The following is a 14,534-nucleotide window of genomic DNA, read 5'->3' on the forward strand; positions in this document are numbered from 1 at the left end:
GCTTCCTTCGTACTCACCCGAGAGACTCTCTCAGGCTTTCCTCCGGGCGCTTCCCTTCGGTGTTTCCGACTCTATCAGATCTTTCCGATCCGATTCCCTGTCGGCAGGATTTGCCTCGGGTGGGGGCTTTTCGGCTCCCGCCCTTTCGACATTCACTACGTTAGCCGATTCTCGTCGCAACTCATAATCGAGTTCCGCGGGCTTGAATTCGGGCATGCAGGCACGCCGAATTCGCCCTCTACGAGGGTTGACGTAGGTAGTGGAGTGGCCGCCTACGGCGTCGACGCGAGGTCGTACCGGATTCAGCGGCTCGGGCTACATTACGCATCCCGCAGGGGCGCGTCAACTTGGGCGGCGGCGTGGCGCGTGGGCCCGATAGGGGCTCACCGTTGGGTCGTTGGCGACCCAGAAGCGCCAGGGGTGGACGGCCCCGTCGCCCGAGACACCGGTGCATGGACCGCTGCGTACCTGGTCGGAGGGTACGGGCGTGCCCGTCAGAACGCGCAGGGGTGTCTCGTCCAGGGTGCGGACATCCGTGCCGTCGAGGGCCCGGTCCACGTCCAGGGCCGCGGCGAGACGCGCGGGCTCTTTGGCCAGTTCCTTGTCGCTCCGGGCCGAAAGTCGACGGGTGTGGGCGAGCTCGGCGCCTTCGGTGATCTCGCCGGCGCGAAGCAGGACCGCGCTCGCCCTAGAGCGTCAGGTGCTCGGTCATCAGCGCCGCAGGGAGTCGGGCAGGCCCTTCTGGAGCACTCGCCCCTTCGGCTTCGAGCGCAACGGCACGCATCGCGACGAGGAGGCAGAAGCCCTGCGGCAGGCATACCGAGATGTCCTGGCCGGTGTCGCCCTGTGGTCCATCGCAAAGGACTGGAACGCTCGCGAGCTGCTCTCGCCACACGGCAAGGAGTGGCGTAGCTCGAACCTCCGGGGCGTCCTCTTGAAGCCGAGGAACGCCGGGATCCAGACGTATTCCCAGTGGGTCGAGAAGCCGGATGGGAGACGTGTACGGGTGACCGAGGAGACCGGCACAGGCAACTGGGAACCGATCGTCTCCGAGGGCATGTTCCGGGCCCTGATGCGCTACCTGAGCGACCCTGAGCGCAACACGGGCGGCGGAGGGAAGCGCAAGGCTCTGTTGTCCGGCGTGGTCCGCTGCTCGAAGTGTCAGGCCGTCGTTACGCAGGGATGGAGCCGGAAGGACGCGGAAGGCGAGCGGTACCGCATTTACACGTGTTCTGATGGCCGGTGCATCACATGCCCTGCAGACCCGCTTGACGCCTACATGGTCCGGCAGGTCATCTCCCGGGCCGAGGAGTGGAACCAGGCTCCGGCCACGGATGCTGCAGACGAGGTGCGTGAGGCCGAGCTACTGGCCGAGGAGGTGGCCACATCCGAGAGGCGTACCGCCCTGGCGGAAAGTATGCGAGCGGGTGGAGCTCCTGCCGAGGGGGCGAGGAGTCCGCGGGTTCAAGTCGGATCACTGCCGGATCACTTTCCGGAACCCGTGAGCAATGCGTGACAGCCGGCTGAGGGGACGATAGCCAACGACAGTGGCGCCCTACGAGGCGCCCCTGTCGTGTCATCGCTGCAAGTGGACGACCGTTCCATCAACGGGCGGTGCGGCGATTGACGTTGGGTGCATGAGCCACATAAGCCGGAGCCGACACAAGGGCTTCCGGCGCATGTGCACGTCGTTCGCGATGGTGGTCCGGGAGGAGTAGCCGACGGCGTGCACGGTATGGGACAGAAGGGCCTCATGGGCCTTGGGTCAGGACCCAACTCCTCGCCGACTCACCGGCGAGCCGCGAGCAAGGCGCACAGCGGCTCAGGCTCCGGCGGACGGCTTGGCTCTCGGGCTCAGTCGGTACGCCGAGACCGTTGGATCACCGGCGAGGTAGAAGCGGTGCTGCCAGTCGTGGGCTTTGCTCACACCTACCCGAGGACCAACCCGGATGAGTGCGGCGGGTACTGGCTCGCCCTCGGACAGCGCGACCGAGGCGCCCGTCAGTAGGTCTGTGCCGTTGTGCTCTGCCGTGATGCCGAGCGCTTGGCAGAAGTTCCCCGGACCCCGCGCGAGACGTGGACTCTCGACCTTGCCCCCTCGCCGCTCGCGGGCCAGGTCTTCCCCTTCGATGACCCTGCCTGCCCGGATGAGGACAGCTGTAGCGATGCCGTCTGCCCCGGTGACGATGTTGGCGCACCAGTGGAGTCCGTGAGACCGGTAGACGTACAGGTGTCCCGCAGGTCCGAACATGACGGCGTTTCGGGGTGTCCTGCCTCGGTAGGCGTGGGAGGCAGGGTCGGCCGAACCGGAGTACGCCTCGGTCTCCGTGATGGTGATGCTCACGGTTCCCTCGGGGGTCTCGTGGGTGAGGATGGCACCGAGCAGCTTGGGGGCGACTTCTTCGGCGGGGTGAGCAAGATCCATGACGTTCATGCTGACCGCCTTGACATGCCGTAGGTGAAGTAGACGTACACATGACCGGGCGGACCGAACATCACGTCATTGCGGGCCGTGCGGCCCGGATAGGCGTGGGATCCGGGATCGTTCGGGCCGTCGTACGCCTCGACCTCGGTCAGTCGGAGTTCGATCGGGCCGTCCGGCGTCGTACGGACCAGCAATCGCCCCAGCAGGTCGGGGGCGATCTCGAGGACGGGACGGTCGAAGAACTCCCTGGGGAGTGGCGTACGGTCAGGGGTCGCGATCATGTCGTACGAGCGTAGTCCAGCCGGGTGTGTGTCAAAGGGTGGTCAAGAGTCCTCCTCCTTGGAAGGGTGAGGACCTCGCACGGATGCGTGCGACGTGCGGGACGACGGCACGGCACAACAGAACAGGCACTGCCTGGGAGGGACGATTCATGGGGTTCAAGCGGCTGCTCGCCAGTCTGGGAGCCGGCGGTGCTTCGGTGGAGACGGTGCTCACCGAGGTGAATGTCGTGCCGGGGGGCGCGGTCCAGGGGGAGGTACGGATCCAGGGCGGGTCCGTGAACCAGTCGATCGAGGGGCTGAACGTCGGTCTTCAGGCCAGGGTCGAGGTCGAGGGGCACGACGACACGGAGCACAAGCAGGACATCGAGTTCACGAAGGTGCGACTCGGTGGCGCCTTCGAGCTTCAGGCGGGTGCCGTGCACGCCGTGCCGTTCGGGCTCGAGATTCCCTGGGAGACGCCGGTCACCATGATCGACGGGCAGGCGCTGAGGGGTATGCACATCGGGGTGACCACGGAGCTGGAGATCGCGCGTGCCGTGGACTCCGGTGATCTGGACCCGATCAACGTGCATCCGCTGCCGGCGCAGAAGGCGATCCTCGACGCGTTCATCCAGCTGGGCTTCCGCTTCAAGATCGCGGACATGGAGCGGGGACACATCCGCGGCACCCGTCAGCGGCTGCCGTTCTACCAGGAGATCGAGTTCTACCCGCCGTCCCAGTACCGGGGTCTGAACCAGGTCGAACTGAGTTTCGTCGCGGACGAGCACGCGATGGATGTCGTCCTGGAGATGGACAAGAAGCCGGGCCTGTTCAGCGAGGGCAGCGACTCCTATCGCTGCTTCCAGGTGGGGCTGCACGATTTCCACGGCACGGACTGGGCCGGATACCTCCACCAGTGGCTGTCGGAGGTCGGCAGCAAGCGCAGCTGGTTCTAGTGGTTCTGGTGCCGCACTAGGCTCTGGAGCGAAGCGACTGGAATCGGTTGGTCCACTGATCTGGAGGTGCCGAGGTGACCGAGCTCAAGAGGCGTCCGCTGCCGCATGACTTCCATCCGCCTGTGCCGTCGTTCACGGTGACGAGCGAGGACGTCGAGCCGGGGGCGAGGCTCAAGGACGCTCAGGTCTATGCGGCCGGGAACACCTCGCCCCGGCTGCGCTGGGAGGGTTTCCCGGCTGAGACGAAGAGCTTCGCCGTGACCTGCTACGACCCGGACGCCCCCACGGGGAGCGGGTTCTGGCACTGGGTCCTGTTCGACATCCCGGCCTCGGTCACCGAGCTGCCCGCCGGTGCGGGCAGCGGGAAGTTCGAGGGGCTGGCGGAGGGCGCGGTCCACGCACGGAACGACTACGGGACGAAGGAGTTCGGCGGTGCCGCGCCGCCGCCCGGTGACGGGCCTCACCGGTATGTGTTCACGGTGTACGCCGTGGACCAGGAGAAGCTCGGTCCCGACGGGGACGCCTCGCCCGCTGTGGTCGGCTTCAACCTCCGTTTTCATGCGCTGGCGCGCGCCCAGCTCATCGGGGAATACGAGAACCCCGCCCGGGACTGACCCAGGCAGTCAGCACTCTGACGTTCACCGAACGTTTGCCCGTCTCCGGTCTGGAAGTGATCGGAGGCGGGCATTTTTTATTGCGTTGTCCATCTCGGCGCGCCCGTCCACAGTTGATCCAAGCCCGCCGGGGGGTGGGCAGGTGCACACGGGAGGTGGGCTGGATGCGTGACACGCTGGTGCTGAACGCGAGCTTCGAGCCGCTGTCGACGGTGACACTGAATCGCGCCGTCGTTCTGGTACTCCAGGACAAGGCCGTCGTCGAGCAGGCCCATCCCGAAATCCGTATGCGGGGTGCGGATGTGGACATACCTGCGCCCCGCGTGATCAGGCTATGCAGGTATGTACGGGTGCCGTTCCGAAGACAAGCTCCATGGTCGAGGCGGGGTGTCCTGGTGCGGGACAGGCACCGGTGCGCGTACTGCGGGAAGCGGGCGACGACCGTGGACCATGTGATGCCGCGGTCGCGGGGTGGTGGCGACACCTGGCTCAATACGGTGGCCTCGTGTGCCGAGGACAATCACCGCAAGGCGGACCGTACTCCGGAGCAGGCGGGGATGCCTCTGCTGAGGCAGCCGTTCGAGCCGACGCCGGCGGACGCGATGCTGCTGGCTCTTGGGCAGGAGGACTTCGAGGCGTTGCCGGAGTGGCTGGCGCATGACGCCGCCTGACGGTGGTGGACGGAGGGGCGCCCGATAGCGCGCGCCGCGTCTGCCCCGGAAGGTGGGCGGCTCCGGAGGGCCGGTGCCCCGCGTCCCTCAGAGGGGGCACCCACGGCCGCGTCCCGCGCCGACCGAATTCTCAGAGGGGCGCGGGGCACCGGCGCGGTGGCGGGGAGGATCGACCGTCAGTCGATGGCCGGCTTCTCGCGGCGGTCCGTGTTCGCACCGCCGTTCCCGGAGGAGTTGGAGCCGCCGCCCGAACCTCCGCCCATCGAGCCGAAGTTGCCGAACGCGCCGGAGAGACCCTTCAGGGCGTCACCGATCTCGCTGGGGACGATCCAGAGCTTGTTGGCGTCGCCTTCAGCGATCTTCGGCAGCATCTGGAGGTACTGGTAGGACAGCAGCTTCTGGTCGGGGTCGCCGGCGTGGATGGACTCGAAGACCGTACGGATCGCCTGGGCCTCGCCCTCGGCGCGCAGTGCGGCGGCCTTGGCCTCACCCTCGGCGCGCAGGATCTGGGACTGCTTCTCGCCCTCGGCGGTGAGGATCGCGGCCTGGCGCGTACCTTCCGCCGTCAGGATCGCGGCGCGCTTGTCGCGGTCGGCGCGCATCTGCTTCTCCATCGAGTCCTGGATGGAGGTCGGCGGTTCGATCGCCTTCAGCTCGACCCGGTTGACGCGGATGCCCCACTTGCCGGTGGCCTCGTCGAGGACGCCGCGCAGTGCCGCGTTGATCTCCTCACGGGAGGTGAGGGTGCGTTCGAGGTCCATGCCACCGATGATGTTGCGCAGCGTCGTGACGGTGAGCTGCTCGATGGCCTGGATGTAGCTGGCGACCTCGTAGGTGGCGGCCCGAGCGTCGGTCACCTGGTAGTAGATGACGGTGTCGATGTTGACGACCAGGTTGTCCTGGGTGATCACCGGCTGCGGCGGGAACGGCACGACCTGTTCGCGCAGGTCGATGCGGTTGCGGATGGAGTCGATGAACGGGACCACGATGTTCAGGCCCGCGTTCAGTGTGCGTGTGTAGCGGCCGAAGCGCTCCACGATGGCAGCGCTCGCCTGTGGAATGACCTGGATCGTCTTGATCAGGGCGATGAAGACCAACACCACCAGAATGATCAGGACGATGATGATCGGTTCCATCGTGAGTCCCCGTACCCCTTCTCCGACTTGGCGCCCTATGGAAGATCTTATGGTTGTTGAAGATCTTGCTGGTCGAGTCTGACAGACCGTCGCGTGCCCCGTGGGCTGTTCGGTTCAGTTGAGTCGTACGAGGTCACATGACGATCGCCGTGGCTCCGTCGATGTCCACGACATCGACTTCCTGGCCCACCTCGTAAGTGAGTTGAGCGTCGAGGGCGCGTGCCGACCAGACCTCCCCCGCGAGCTTGATCCGGCCGCCGCTGCCATCGACGCGCTGCAGGACGACGGCCTGTCTCCCCTTCAAGGCGTCGATTCCGGTGGCGAGTCCAGGCTGCTGGTTGCGGTGTCTCGCGGCGACTGGCCTGACCACGGCGACAAGTGCCACCGAGACGATCGCGAAGACGGCGACCTGGAGGACGACTCCACCGCCGAGGCCGCCGGTCGCGGCCGCCGCGACGGCGCCCACCGCGAGCATGCCGAGTTCCGGCATCGCGGTGATCACGAGGAAGATGCCGAGCCCCGCCGCAGCGACCAGCCACCACACCCACGCGTCGATGTTCACATCGTCATGTTAGGACCGGGGTCCTGACACGGACAGGGCGCGCGGTGGGTGCGCAGGGGACGGGGCCGGGCTTTCGGCGGGGCTCGCGGGGTTTTCCGGGGGTCAGGACAGGGGCAGGCCCTGGGCCGTCCAGCGCTCGCCGACCTGTTCGACGACCAGCGGAAGGCCGAAGCAGAGGGAGAGGTTGCGCGAGGTCAGCTCGAGCTCGAGCGGTCCGGCGGCGAGCACCTTGCCCTGGCGGATCATGAGGACGTGGGTGAAGCCGGGGGCGATCTCCTCGACATGGTGCGTAACCATGATCATGGAGGGCGCGATCGGGTCGCGGGCGAGGCGGCCGAGACGGCGCACGAGGTCCTCACGGCCACCGAGGTCGAGTCCGGCGGCCGGCTCGTCGAGGAGCAGCAGCTCGGGGTCGGTCATCAGGGCACGGGCGATCAGCGTGCGCTTGCGCTCGCCCTCGGAGAGTGTGCCGAACTTCCGGTCGAGGTACTCGCTCATGCCGAGGCGGTCGAGGAAGGCCCGGGCGCGCTGCTTGTCGACCTCCTCGTAGTCCTCCTGCCAGTGCGCCGTCATGCCGTAGGCGGCGGTCAGCACCGTTTCGAGGACCGTCTGCCGCTTGGGGAGCTTCTCGGCCAGGGCGATGCCGGCCACGCCGATGCGCGGGCGCAGCTCGAAGACGTCGGTGCCGGGCTCGCCGAGGGTCTCGCCGAGGATGGTGGCGTTGCCCTTGCTGGGGAAGAGGTAGCTGGAGGCGACGTTGAGGAGGGTCGTCTTGCCGGCGCCGTTCGGTCCGAGGATGACCCAGCGCTCGCCCTCCTTGACCGACCAGGAGACCTGGTCCACCAGAGCGCGGCCCTCACGGACCACGGAAACGTCCTCCAGCTCCAGAACATCGCTCATGAGCGCGTTGTCTCCCCTTGCAGTGTGGCCCGTGTCGGCTCTCGCGTACGCCTGTGGGCGTGGTCCGCCACGCCTGTGGGCGCAGCCCTCCAAGAAATCTACGCCACCGGCCGCCCCGTCCATTCCCTAGGTCATGTCCTTAGGCTGGGGGCATGCTCTCGGAACCACGCTCAGGACGGCTGGCCGCATGGGGAAATGCCCTTTTGGCCGGACTTGCTTCGCCGGACGACGCCGCGTCCGCCATCGTCGGGGAAGACGCGGTGCACCGGGTGGAGGGGCTGCCCGGGGAGTCCGCGCCCGTCGGCCTCACGCTCGCCCTGGGGCGGCTGCGGACACTCGGGGCGACCGGGCTGCGGGTCGCGCTGCCCGCGCCTGGGCATCCGCTCGGCCTGAGTGGTCCGCCCGAGTTCAATGCGCGGGCGATGGAGGCCGAGGAGGCCGTGATCTGTCACGGGGCCGCGTTCGGACTGGTACCGGAGGTGTACGAGGCCGGGCCGGACGGTGATGTGCATGTCGAGGTCGTCTGGCACTGCCTGCGGGTGCGGGAGGCGCCGCCCGCCGATGTGCCGTCGCTCGGTGAGGCCGAACGGGAGCTGGCGGAGGCGCTGCGTGACGCGACGCTGCTGCTGTCGCGGCTGGACGTGGCGGGGTCGGGGCCGGTGGCGGAGGCCGCGATCGACGCGTACCGGGCGCGGGCCGAGCGCGGGAGGGAGGTTCTGGCGCCGGGGTATCCGCCTCGGGCGGTGCGGGTGCTGGAGCTGGCCCAGCGTGTGGGGCTGCTGATCTCGGTTGCGCACGAGAACGGGCACGGGGGTGCGGTGAGCGCCTCCGAGATGGGCGCCCGGAGCGAGGTGCTGCGGCCGGTGGAGCGGACGGCTCGGCGGGCGCAGGTCGCGGCGTACAACTCCGTTGTGGAGCAGCGGGAGATGCGGTGAGCTCGCGCTCGGCGGTGGATGGGGGTGCAGGCGCGGTCCCCCTGGGGGCTGGCGCCCCCAGACCCCCGCTTCGGCCCTGAACGGGCCTCGTCCTCAAACGCCGGACGGGCTGATTGTGGCTGAGACCGCCTCGGATCTGCCGGACGAGCGGGTGTGGCCGAGGCCGCTTCTCAGCCGTTGACGCCGTGCCGTACCGCCCAGAGTGCGGCCTGGGTGCGGTCCGCGAGGTCGAGCTTCATCAGGATGTTCGAGACGTGGGTCTTCACCGTCTTCTCCGACAGCACCAGCGCCCGGGCGATCTCCCGGTTCGACCGGCCGTCGGCGATCAGTGCCAGCACTTCACGTTCCCGTTCGGTGAGCGAACCTGCTCTGCCCTGGCCCGAGCCCGCCTCCTCCTGGGACAGCAGCGCGCCCGCGACCTCCGGCTGCAGGAGGACGTGCCCCGCGTGCACCGAGCGGATGGCAGCCGCCAGTGCCTCGGGGTCCACGTCCTTGTATACGTAGCCGGCGGCACCCGCGCGCAGGGCGGGCACCACCGTGCGCTGCTCGGTGAAGCTGGTGACGATCAGCACACGCGCCGGGTTGTCCAGCTCGCGGAGCCTGCGCAGCGCGTCGATGCCGTCCATGCCCGGCATCTTGACGTCCATGAGGACGATGTCGGGCCGCAGCTCCTCGGCTCGGTCCACTCCTTCGGCGCCGTTGGACGCCTCCCCGACCACATCGATGTCGTCCTGTACTTCGAGAAAGGTGCGCAGGCCGCGGCGGACCACCTGGTGGTCGTCCACGAGCAGCACCTTGATGGTGTCAGCCACCAGGGACCTCCATCTCGATCGTGGTGCCCTTCCCGGGCGCCGATTCCACGGTCAGCGTGCCGCCCACGCCGCCCGCCCGGTCCCGCATGGAGACCAGGCCCAGATGGCGGCCCGCTCGGCGTATCGCCTCTGGCTCGAAGCCGCAGCCGTCGTCCGTGACGGACAGGACGACACTCTCGCCCTTCCTGACAAGGGTCACGCCGACCCGCTCGGCCGCGGAATGCCGCAGGGCGTTGTGCAGGGCCTCCTGGGCGACGCGCAGCAGTGCCTCCTCCTGGGAGGCGGGCAGCGCGCGGACGCCCCGGCTGGTGAAAGTGACACGCGCGGTGTGGGCCCGGTCGAGCACCTGGACCTGGGTGCGCAGGGTGGCTACCAGCCCGTCCTCGTCGAGGCCCGCCGGGCGCAGTTCGACCACGGCGGCGCGCAGCTCGTCGGCGGCCTCCGCGGCGAGCACGGCCACTTGGTGCAGCTCGCCCTTGGCCCGGCCCGGGTCGCGGTCGATCAGTGCGGCGGCGGCCTGGGCGGTGAGCCGCAGGGAGAAGAGCTTCTGGCTGACCGCGTCATGCAGCTCGTGGGCCAGCCGGGAGCGTTCTTCGGCGATGGTCAGCTCCCTGCTGCGCTCGTACAGCCGGGCGTTGGTGAGGGCGATCGCGGCGTGCTGGGCGAGGATCGTGAGCAGTTCGACGTCGTCCTCGGTGAAGCCGCAGGCGTCCTGCGGCTTGGTGCACCTCTTGTTGGCGAGGAACAGCGCCCCGATGATCTCCTCGCCGTCACGGATGGGCAGGCCCAGGAAGTCGGACATGTCCGGGTGGGCGTCCGGCCAGCCTTCGAAACGGGGGTCCTTGCGGACGTCGGCGAGCCGCTCCGTCCGCGCCTCGTGCAGCATCGCGGCGAGGATGCCGTGCTGGCGCGGGAGCGGGCCGATGGCCTTCCACTGCTCCTCGCTCACGCCGTCCACGACGAACTGCGCGAAGCCGCCGTGGTCGTCCGGGACGCCCAGCGCGGCGTACTCCGCGTCGAGCAGCTCACGGGCCGAGGCGACGATCGTCTTGAGGACGTCGCGCACCTCCAGGTGCCTGCTCATGGCCAGCAGCGCGGAGCTCACCGCGGACAGGCCCGACCTGGGTCCTTGGTTCATGGCCTCAAGGTACCGGGACGCTGTGACAGTGCGTATCCGACCCGTGGCGGCCCTGCCCGGGTCCATGGTCCTAGGTCCATGGGCTTCCGCGGGGCGCCCGGGAGCGGTGGAGAGCGGTGGGAAGCGGCCGGGGGGCTTCGGAACCAGGTGCCGGCTCCATGTCATGCCGATTGCGGTCGCAATGCGGTTTCCCCATTCGACGAATTCGATGCACACAGAGCATTGCATCAGCAACTAAACGTGATGGTTGTCTGCCTCCGATGTGAGGACGCACATAGGGCGCAGGTCACGTACGAAGGCACATAGGAGATAAAGAGAGACCTGGTGAACGGGGCGGACGGAACTGTTTGTCCTGTTTTGCCCTGGCTGTCTCGACTACCGGGGATAGTACGTCACACCTTTGCCAGGCGTTTTTGCGGTCGCTAAGAATTGCTTTCGTCGCTCGGCGCCGCGGTCTTCGGACCACGGCGTTTGTGCTGGAAACACCAGTCTGCCGAAGGCATCTGAGCGACATCCGCGCTATACGAAGAGGTCCCTTAGTCAATGCTCAAGAACACCAACATTCGTGCTCGTGCTCGTGCTCTGACCAAGACCCAGAAGCTCTCGACCGCCGGTGTCGCCGCCTTCGGCTGCTGCGCGATGGCCCTGAGCGCCGCGCCCAGCGAGGCGCAGACCACGGCTCACGAGGCTCCCGCCGCCGCTTCGGTCGCCCCGGTGACCCTGAGCAACAAGCCGGCCAAGGAGCTCAAGGTCAGCGTCACCGACCAGGTGGCCGGCGCAGCCCTCAAGACCAAGGCCGTGGCCGCCAAGACGGCCGTCGCCAAGCCCGCCCAGAAGCCGGCCGCCCCGGTGCGGAAGGCCGTGCAGAAGGTCGCGCAGCGCCAGGCGCCGCAGGCCGCGAGCCGGTCCGCCGCGCGTCCGCAGGTGCGGCAGACCGCCACCGCGGCCTACGGCAACAACCTGGACGGCTGGATCCGCCAGTCCCTCGCCATCATGAGGCAGAACGGCATCCCGGGCTCGTACAGCGGCATCTACCGCAACGTGATGCGTGAGTCCTCGGGCAACCCGATGGCCATCAACAACTGGGACATCAACGCGGTCAACGGCATCCCCTCGAAGGGCCTGCTGCAGGTGATCGACCCCACCTTCCGTGCGTACCACGTGCCCGGCACGTCGTGGAACATCTACGACCCGGTCGCGAACATCACCGCCGCGTGCAACTACGCCGCGCACCGCTACGGTTCGATGGACAACGTCAACAGCGCGTACTGAGGCAGGCGCGGACCTCTTCACGCTCGTGACGAACAAGGGCGGCACCCTTCCGGGTGCCGCCCTTCCGCGTCGTACGGGGATGTCGTACGAGGACGCCCTGCGAGGGTGACTACTTCCGCATGACCTCGGGCTCGTGGCGGCGCAGGAAGCGGGCCACCAGGAAGCCGCAGATCACACCGAGTGCGATCAGGACGACCATGTCGAGGGTCCAGGCCCCCGCCGTGTGGTTCCACAGCGGGTCCGTGCTGGTCGGGTCGTCCGTGTTCGGCGAGATGTTGTTGAAGTCCAGCGTCGTACCGGCGCCGGCGACCGCCCAGCGGGCCGGCATCAGATACGAGAACTCGTTGACACCGAGCGTGCCGTGCAGCGTGAAGAGACAGCCGGTGAAGACGACCTGGATGATCGCGAACATGACCAGCAGCGGCATGGTCTTCTCGGAGGTCTTCACCAGGGCCGAGATGACCAGGCCGACCATCATCGACGTGAAGCCCAGCGCCATGATCGGAAGGCACAGTTCGAAGAGTGTCGAGTGGCCCAGGACGAGGCCCTGCTCGGGGATGTCACGGCTGGCGAAGCCGATCACGCCGACCAGGAGGCCCTGCAGCATGGTGACCATGCCGAGGACGATCACCTTCGACATCAGGTACGCCGACCGGGACAGGCCGGTGGCACGCTCCCGCTCGTAGATGACGCGTTCCTTGATCAGCTCGCGTACGGAGTTGGCGGAACCCGCGAAGCACGCGCCGACCGCGAGGATCAGCAGGACCGTCGTCGCCGTCGTGTTGGGTGTGTGGATGCCCGTCTTCGGGTTGACCGGGTTGACCAGCAGACCCGTCGTCCGGTGGATCAGCAGGCTCACCGAGCCGATCACCGCCGGAAGCAGCACCGAGAGCGCCAGGAATCCCTTGTCGGAGGCGATGACCGCGGCGTAGCGCCGGACCAGGGTGGCCAGCTGCGAGAGCCAGCCCTGCGGCTTGGGCGGCTTGACCGCCTGCGGCGGCTGCATATGGACCGGCGCCGGAGCGACGGCGTCGACGTCCGCAGCGTACATCGAGTAGTGCTGCGAGCCCTTCCAGCGGCCCGCCCAGTCGTAGTCGCGGTAGCTCTCGAACGCGGAGAACACATCGGCCCAGGACTCGTAGCCGAAGAAGTTCAGCGCCTCCTCCGGCGGGCCGAAGTAGGCGACGGCACCGCCGGGCGCCATCACGAGGAGCTTGTCGCACAGCGCCAGCTCGGCCACCGAGTGGGTGACGACGAGGACCGTACGGCCGTCGTCGGCGAGGACGCGCAGCAGCTGCATCACATCGCGGTCCATGCCCGGGTCGAGGCCGGACGTCGGCTCGTCCAGGAAGATCAGGGACGGCTTGGTGAGCAGCTCAAGGGCCACCGAGACACGCTTGCGCTGGCCACCGGAGAGGGAGGTGACCTTCTTGTCCTTGTGGGGGTCGAGCTTCAGCTCGCGCAGCACCTCGTCGATCCGGGCCTGGCGCTCGGCGGCCGTGGTGTCGGCGGGGAAGCGCAGCTTGGCCGCGTACTTGAGCGCCTTCTTCACGGTCAGTTCCTTGTGCAGGATGTCGTCCTGCGGGACCAGACCGATGCGCTGGCGCAGTTCGGCGAACTGCTTGTACAGGTTCCGGTTGTCGTAGAGGACGTCACCCTGGTTCGCCGGGCGGTAGCCCGTGAGCGCCTTCAGCAGCGTCGACTTGCCGGAGCCGGACGGGCCGATGACGGCGACCAGCGACTTCTCCGGGACACCGAAGGAGACGTCCTTGAGGATCTGCTTGCCGCCGTCGACCGTGACGGTGAGGTGGTGGGCGGAGAAGGAGACCTCGCCGGTGTCGACGAACTCCTCGAGGTGGTCGCCGACCAGGCGGAACGTCGAGTGGCCGACACCGACGATGTCGCTCGGGCCCAGCAGCGCCGAGCCGCCCTTGGTGATCGGCATACCGTTGACATACGTGCCGTTGTGCGAGCCGAGGTCCCGGATCTCGAAGCGGCCGTCGGGCGTCGCGTGGAACTCCGCGTGGTGGCGGGAGACCTGGAGGTCGGAGACGACCAGTTCGTTCTCCAGCGCACGGCCGATGCGCATGACCCGGCCCAGCGAGAACTGGTGGAACGTGGTCGGGCTGCGGTCGCCGTGGACCGGCGGCGCCCCCGCGCCACCACCGGGGCCCTGCTGCTGCGGAATCTGCGGAGCGGCCTGCGGCGGCTGCTGCGCGACCTGCTGTTGGGCTGCCGGCTGCGGTGAGACCTGCTGCGCCCAGCCGGCGTTCGCGCCCTGGGCCGCGTACGGCTGCTGCTGCGCCTGCGCGGCGGGTACGGCGGCCGTGACAGCGGACATGTTCAGGCACGGGCCGTCGGTCGGATTGCCCAGGTACAGGGCCGTACCCGGTCCGATCTCCTGCTGCCGGACCCGCTGGCCGTGCACGAAGGAGCCGTTGGTGCTTCCGTGGTCCTCGACGGCCCAACTGCGGCCGTTCCAGCTGATCGTGGCGTGACGCCAGGAAACCCTGGCGTCGTCGAGCACTATGTCCCCCTGCGGATCACGTCCGAGGGTGTATGACCTGGACTCATCAAGTGTCCAGGTGCGTCCGTTCAATTCGAGTACGAGTTCAGGCACTCCATGCCCCACTGAGTTGTCCCCCGATTTGCCCCCATCGCGGGGAGTCTAGGGATGTCGAACATCGTGGGGAACTATTTCAGGCTCAGCCCTCTGACCGAAAGTCGGGCCTTGTGAAGAGTGCGCACACCCCCCAGTGCGCCCGCGTACTGACGCGTCCCGTTGACGCGGATGAAACCGGCCCGGAGAGTGGTAATCCCACCCGAGGGGGGACATCCGCGGTGGATCACCGC

At 68.0% G+C, this 14,534-nt stretch carries 13 protein-coding genes and 2 pseudogenes; 6 read left to right on the forward strand and 9 right to left on the reverse strand.

Features of this window, described 5'->3' with window-relative positions:
* Positions 1 to 342 precede the first annotated feature (342 nt).
* Positions 343 to 690: pseudogene (locus tag ABZ845_RS29425) on the reverse strand (DNA-3-methyladenine glycosylase); the annotation flags it as partial.
* A gap of 10 nt (positions 691 to 700) precedes the next feature.
* On the opposite strand from ABZ845_RS29425, the gene ABZ845_RS29430 reads away from it, so the two are divergent.
* Complete coding sequence (locus ABZ845_RS29430; RefSeq protein ID WP_360985667.1) at positions 701 to 1,516, forward strand: recombinase family protein; 816 nt, start codon at positions 701 to 703, stop codon at positions 1,514 to 1,516.
* Between the two features lie 306 nt (positions 1,517 to 1,822).
* On the opposite strand, the gene ABZ845_RS29435 is transcribed toward ABZ845_RS29430, so the two are convergent.
* The gene (locus tag ABZ845_RS29435; protein WP_360985670.1) at positions 1,823 to 2,434 is read right to left on the reverse strand and encodes a DNA-3-methyladenine glycosylase; all 612 of its coding nucleotides are present in this window, start codon (positions 2,432 to 2,434) and stop codon (positions 1,823 to 1,825) included.
* 14 nt (positions 2,435 to 2,448) lie between these two features.
* Positions 2,449 to 2,706: pseudogene (locus tag ABZ845_RS29440) on the reverse strand (DNA-3-methyladenine glycosylase); the annotation flags it as partial.
* A gap of 149 nt (positions 2,707 to 2,855) precedes the next feature.
* Here ABZ845_RS29440 and ABZ845_RS29445 point away from each other — a divergent pair.
* The 3 genes from ABZ845_RS29445 (at position 2,856) to ABZ845_RS29455 (ending at position 4,926) form a co-directional block, all read left to right on the forward strand.
* Positions 2,856 to 3,641 carry a sporulation protein gene (locus ABZ845_RS29445; RefSeq protein ID WP_360985673.1) on the forward strand — a complete coding sequence of 262 codons (786 nt, stop codon included), beginning with the start codon at positions 2,856 to 2,858 and terminating at the stop codon, positions 3,639 to 3,641.
* Between the two features lie 74 nt (positions 3,642 to 3,715).
* Complete coding sequence (locus ABZ845_RS29450) at positions 3,716 to 4,255, forward strand: YbhB/YbcL family Raf kinase inhibitor-like protein (protein WP_360985676.1); 540 nt, start codon at positions 3,716 to 3,718, stop codon at positions 4,253 to 4,255.
* A 164-nt stretch (positions 4,256 to 4,419) separates the two neighbouring features.
* Complete coding sequence (locus tag ABZ845_RS29455) at positions 4,420 to 4,926, forward strand: HNH endonuclease (RefSeq protein ID WP_360985679.1); 507 nt, start codon at positions 4,420 to 4,422, stop codon at positions 4,924 to 4,926.
* Positions 4,927 to 5,102: 176 nt separating this feature from the next.
* Here the strand turns inward: ABZ845_RS29455 and ABZ845_RS29460 are convergent, their stop codons facing one another.
* From ABZ845_RS29460 to ABZ845_RS29470, 3 genes are all read right to left on the reverse strand, one after another.
* A complete protein-coding gene (locus tag ABZ845_RS29460; protein ID WP_360985682.1) occupies positions 5,103 to 6,062 on the reverse strand; it encodes an SPFH domain-containing protein in 960 nt (319 codons plus the stop codon).
* A 133-nt stretch (positions 6,063 to 6,195) separates the two neighbouring features.
* Entirely contained in the window at positions 6,196 to 6,624 is a 429-nt protein-coding gene (locus tag ABZ845_RS29465) for an NfeD family protein (RefSeq protein ID WP_360985685.1), read from the reverse strand.
* A gap of 102 nt (positions 6,625 to 6,726) precedes the next feature.
* The gene (locus ABZ845_RS29470; RefSeq protein ID WP_360985688.1) at positions 6,727 to 7,524 is read right to left on the reverse strand and encodes an ABC transporter ATP-binding protein; all 798 of its coding nucleotides are present in this window, start codon (positions 7,522 to 7,524) and stop codon (positions 6,727 to 6,729) included.
* 152 nt (positions 7,525 to 7,676) lie between these two features.
* On the opposite strand from ABZ845_RS29470, the gene ABZ845_RS29475 reads away from it, so the two are divergent.
* Positions 7,677 to 8,459, forward strand: coding sequence for a hypothetical protein (locus ABZ845_RS29475; RefSeq protein ID WP_360985691.1), 783 nt, complete (start codon positions 7,677 to 7,679; stop codon positions 8,457 to 8,459).
* A 170-nt stretch (positions 8,460 to 8,629) separates the two neighbouring features.
* Here ABZ845_RS29475 and ABZ845_RS29480 read toward each other — a convergent pair whose 3' ends face one another.
* On the reverse strand, positions 8,630 to 9,271 hold the full coding sequence (locus ABZ845_RS29480) for a response regulator transcription factor (RefSeq protein WP_360985694.1): 642 nt from the start codon (positions 9,269 to 9,271) through the stop codon (positions 8,630 to 8,632).
* A complete protein-coding gene (locus ABZ845_RS29485) occupies positions 9,264 to 10,409 on the reverse strand; it encodes a GAF domain-containing sensor histidine kinase (RefSeq protein WP_360985697.1) in 1,146 nt (381 codons plus the stop codon). The genes ABZ845_RS29480 and ABZ845_RS29485 overlap by 8 nt, the downstream gene beginning before the upstream one ends.
* Before the next feature lie 543 nt (positions 10,410 to 10,952).
* Between ABZ845_RS29485 and ABZ845_RS29490 the strand changes: the two genes are divergently transcribed.
* Positions 10,953 to 11,681, forward strand: coding sequence for a transglycosylase SLT domain-containing protein (locus ABZ845_RS29490; protein WP_360985700.1), 729 nt, complete (start codon positions 10,953 to 10,955; stop codon positions 11,679 to 11,681).
* Between the two features lie 109 nt (positions 11,682 to 11,790).
* Here the strand turns inward: ABZ845_RS29490 and ABZ845_RS29495 are convergent, their stop codons facing one another.
* Positions 11,791 to 14,301: an FHA domain-containing protein gene (locus ABZ845_RS29495; protein WP_360985703.1), complete on the reverse strand. Its 2,511-nt coding sequence runs from the start codon at positions 14,299 to 14,301 to the stop codon at positions 11,791 to 11,793.
* Between the last annotated feature and the right edge of the window lie 233 nt (positions 14,302 to 14,534).

The sequence above is a fragment of the Streptomyces sp. NPDC047022 genome, assembly GCF_040644155.1.
In the GTDB taxonomy this organism is placed as follows: Bacteria; Actinomycetota; Actinomycetes; order Streptomycetales; family Streptomycetaceae; genus Streptomyces.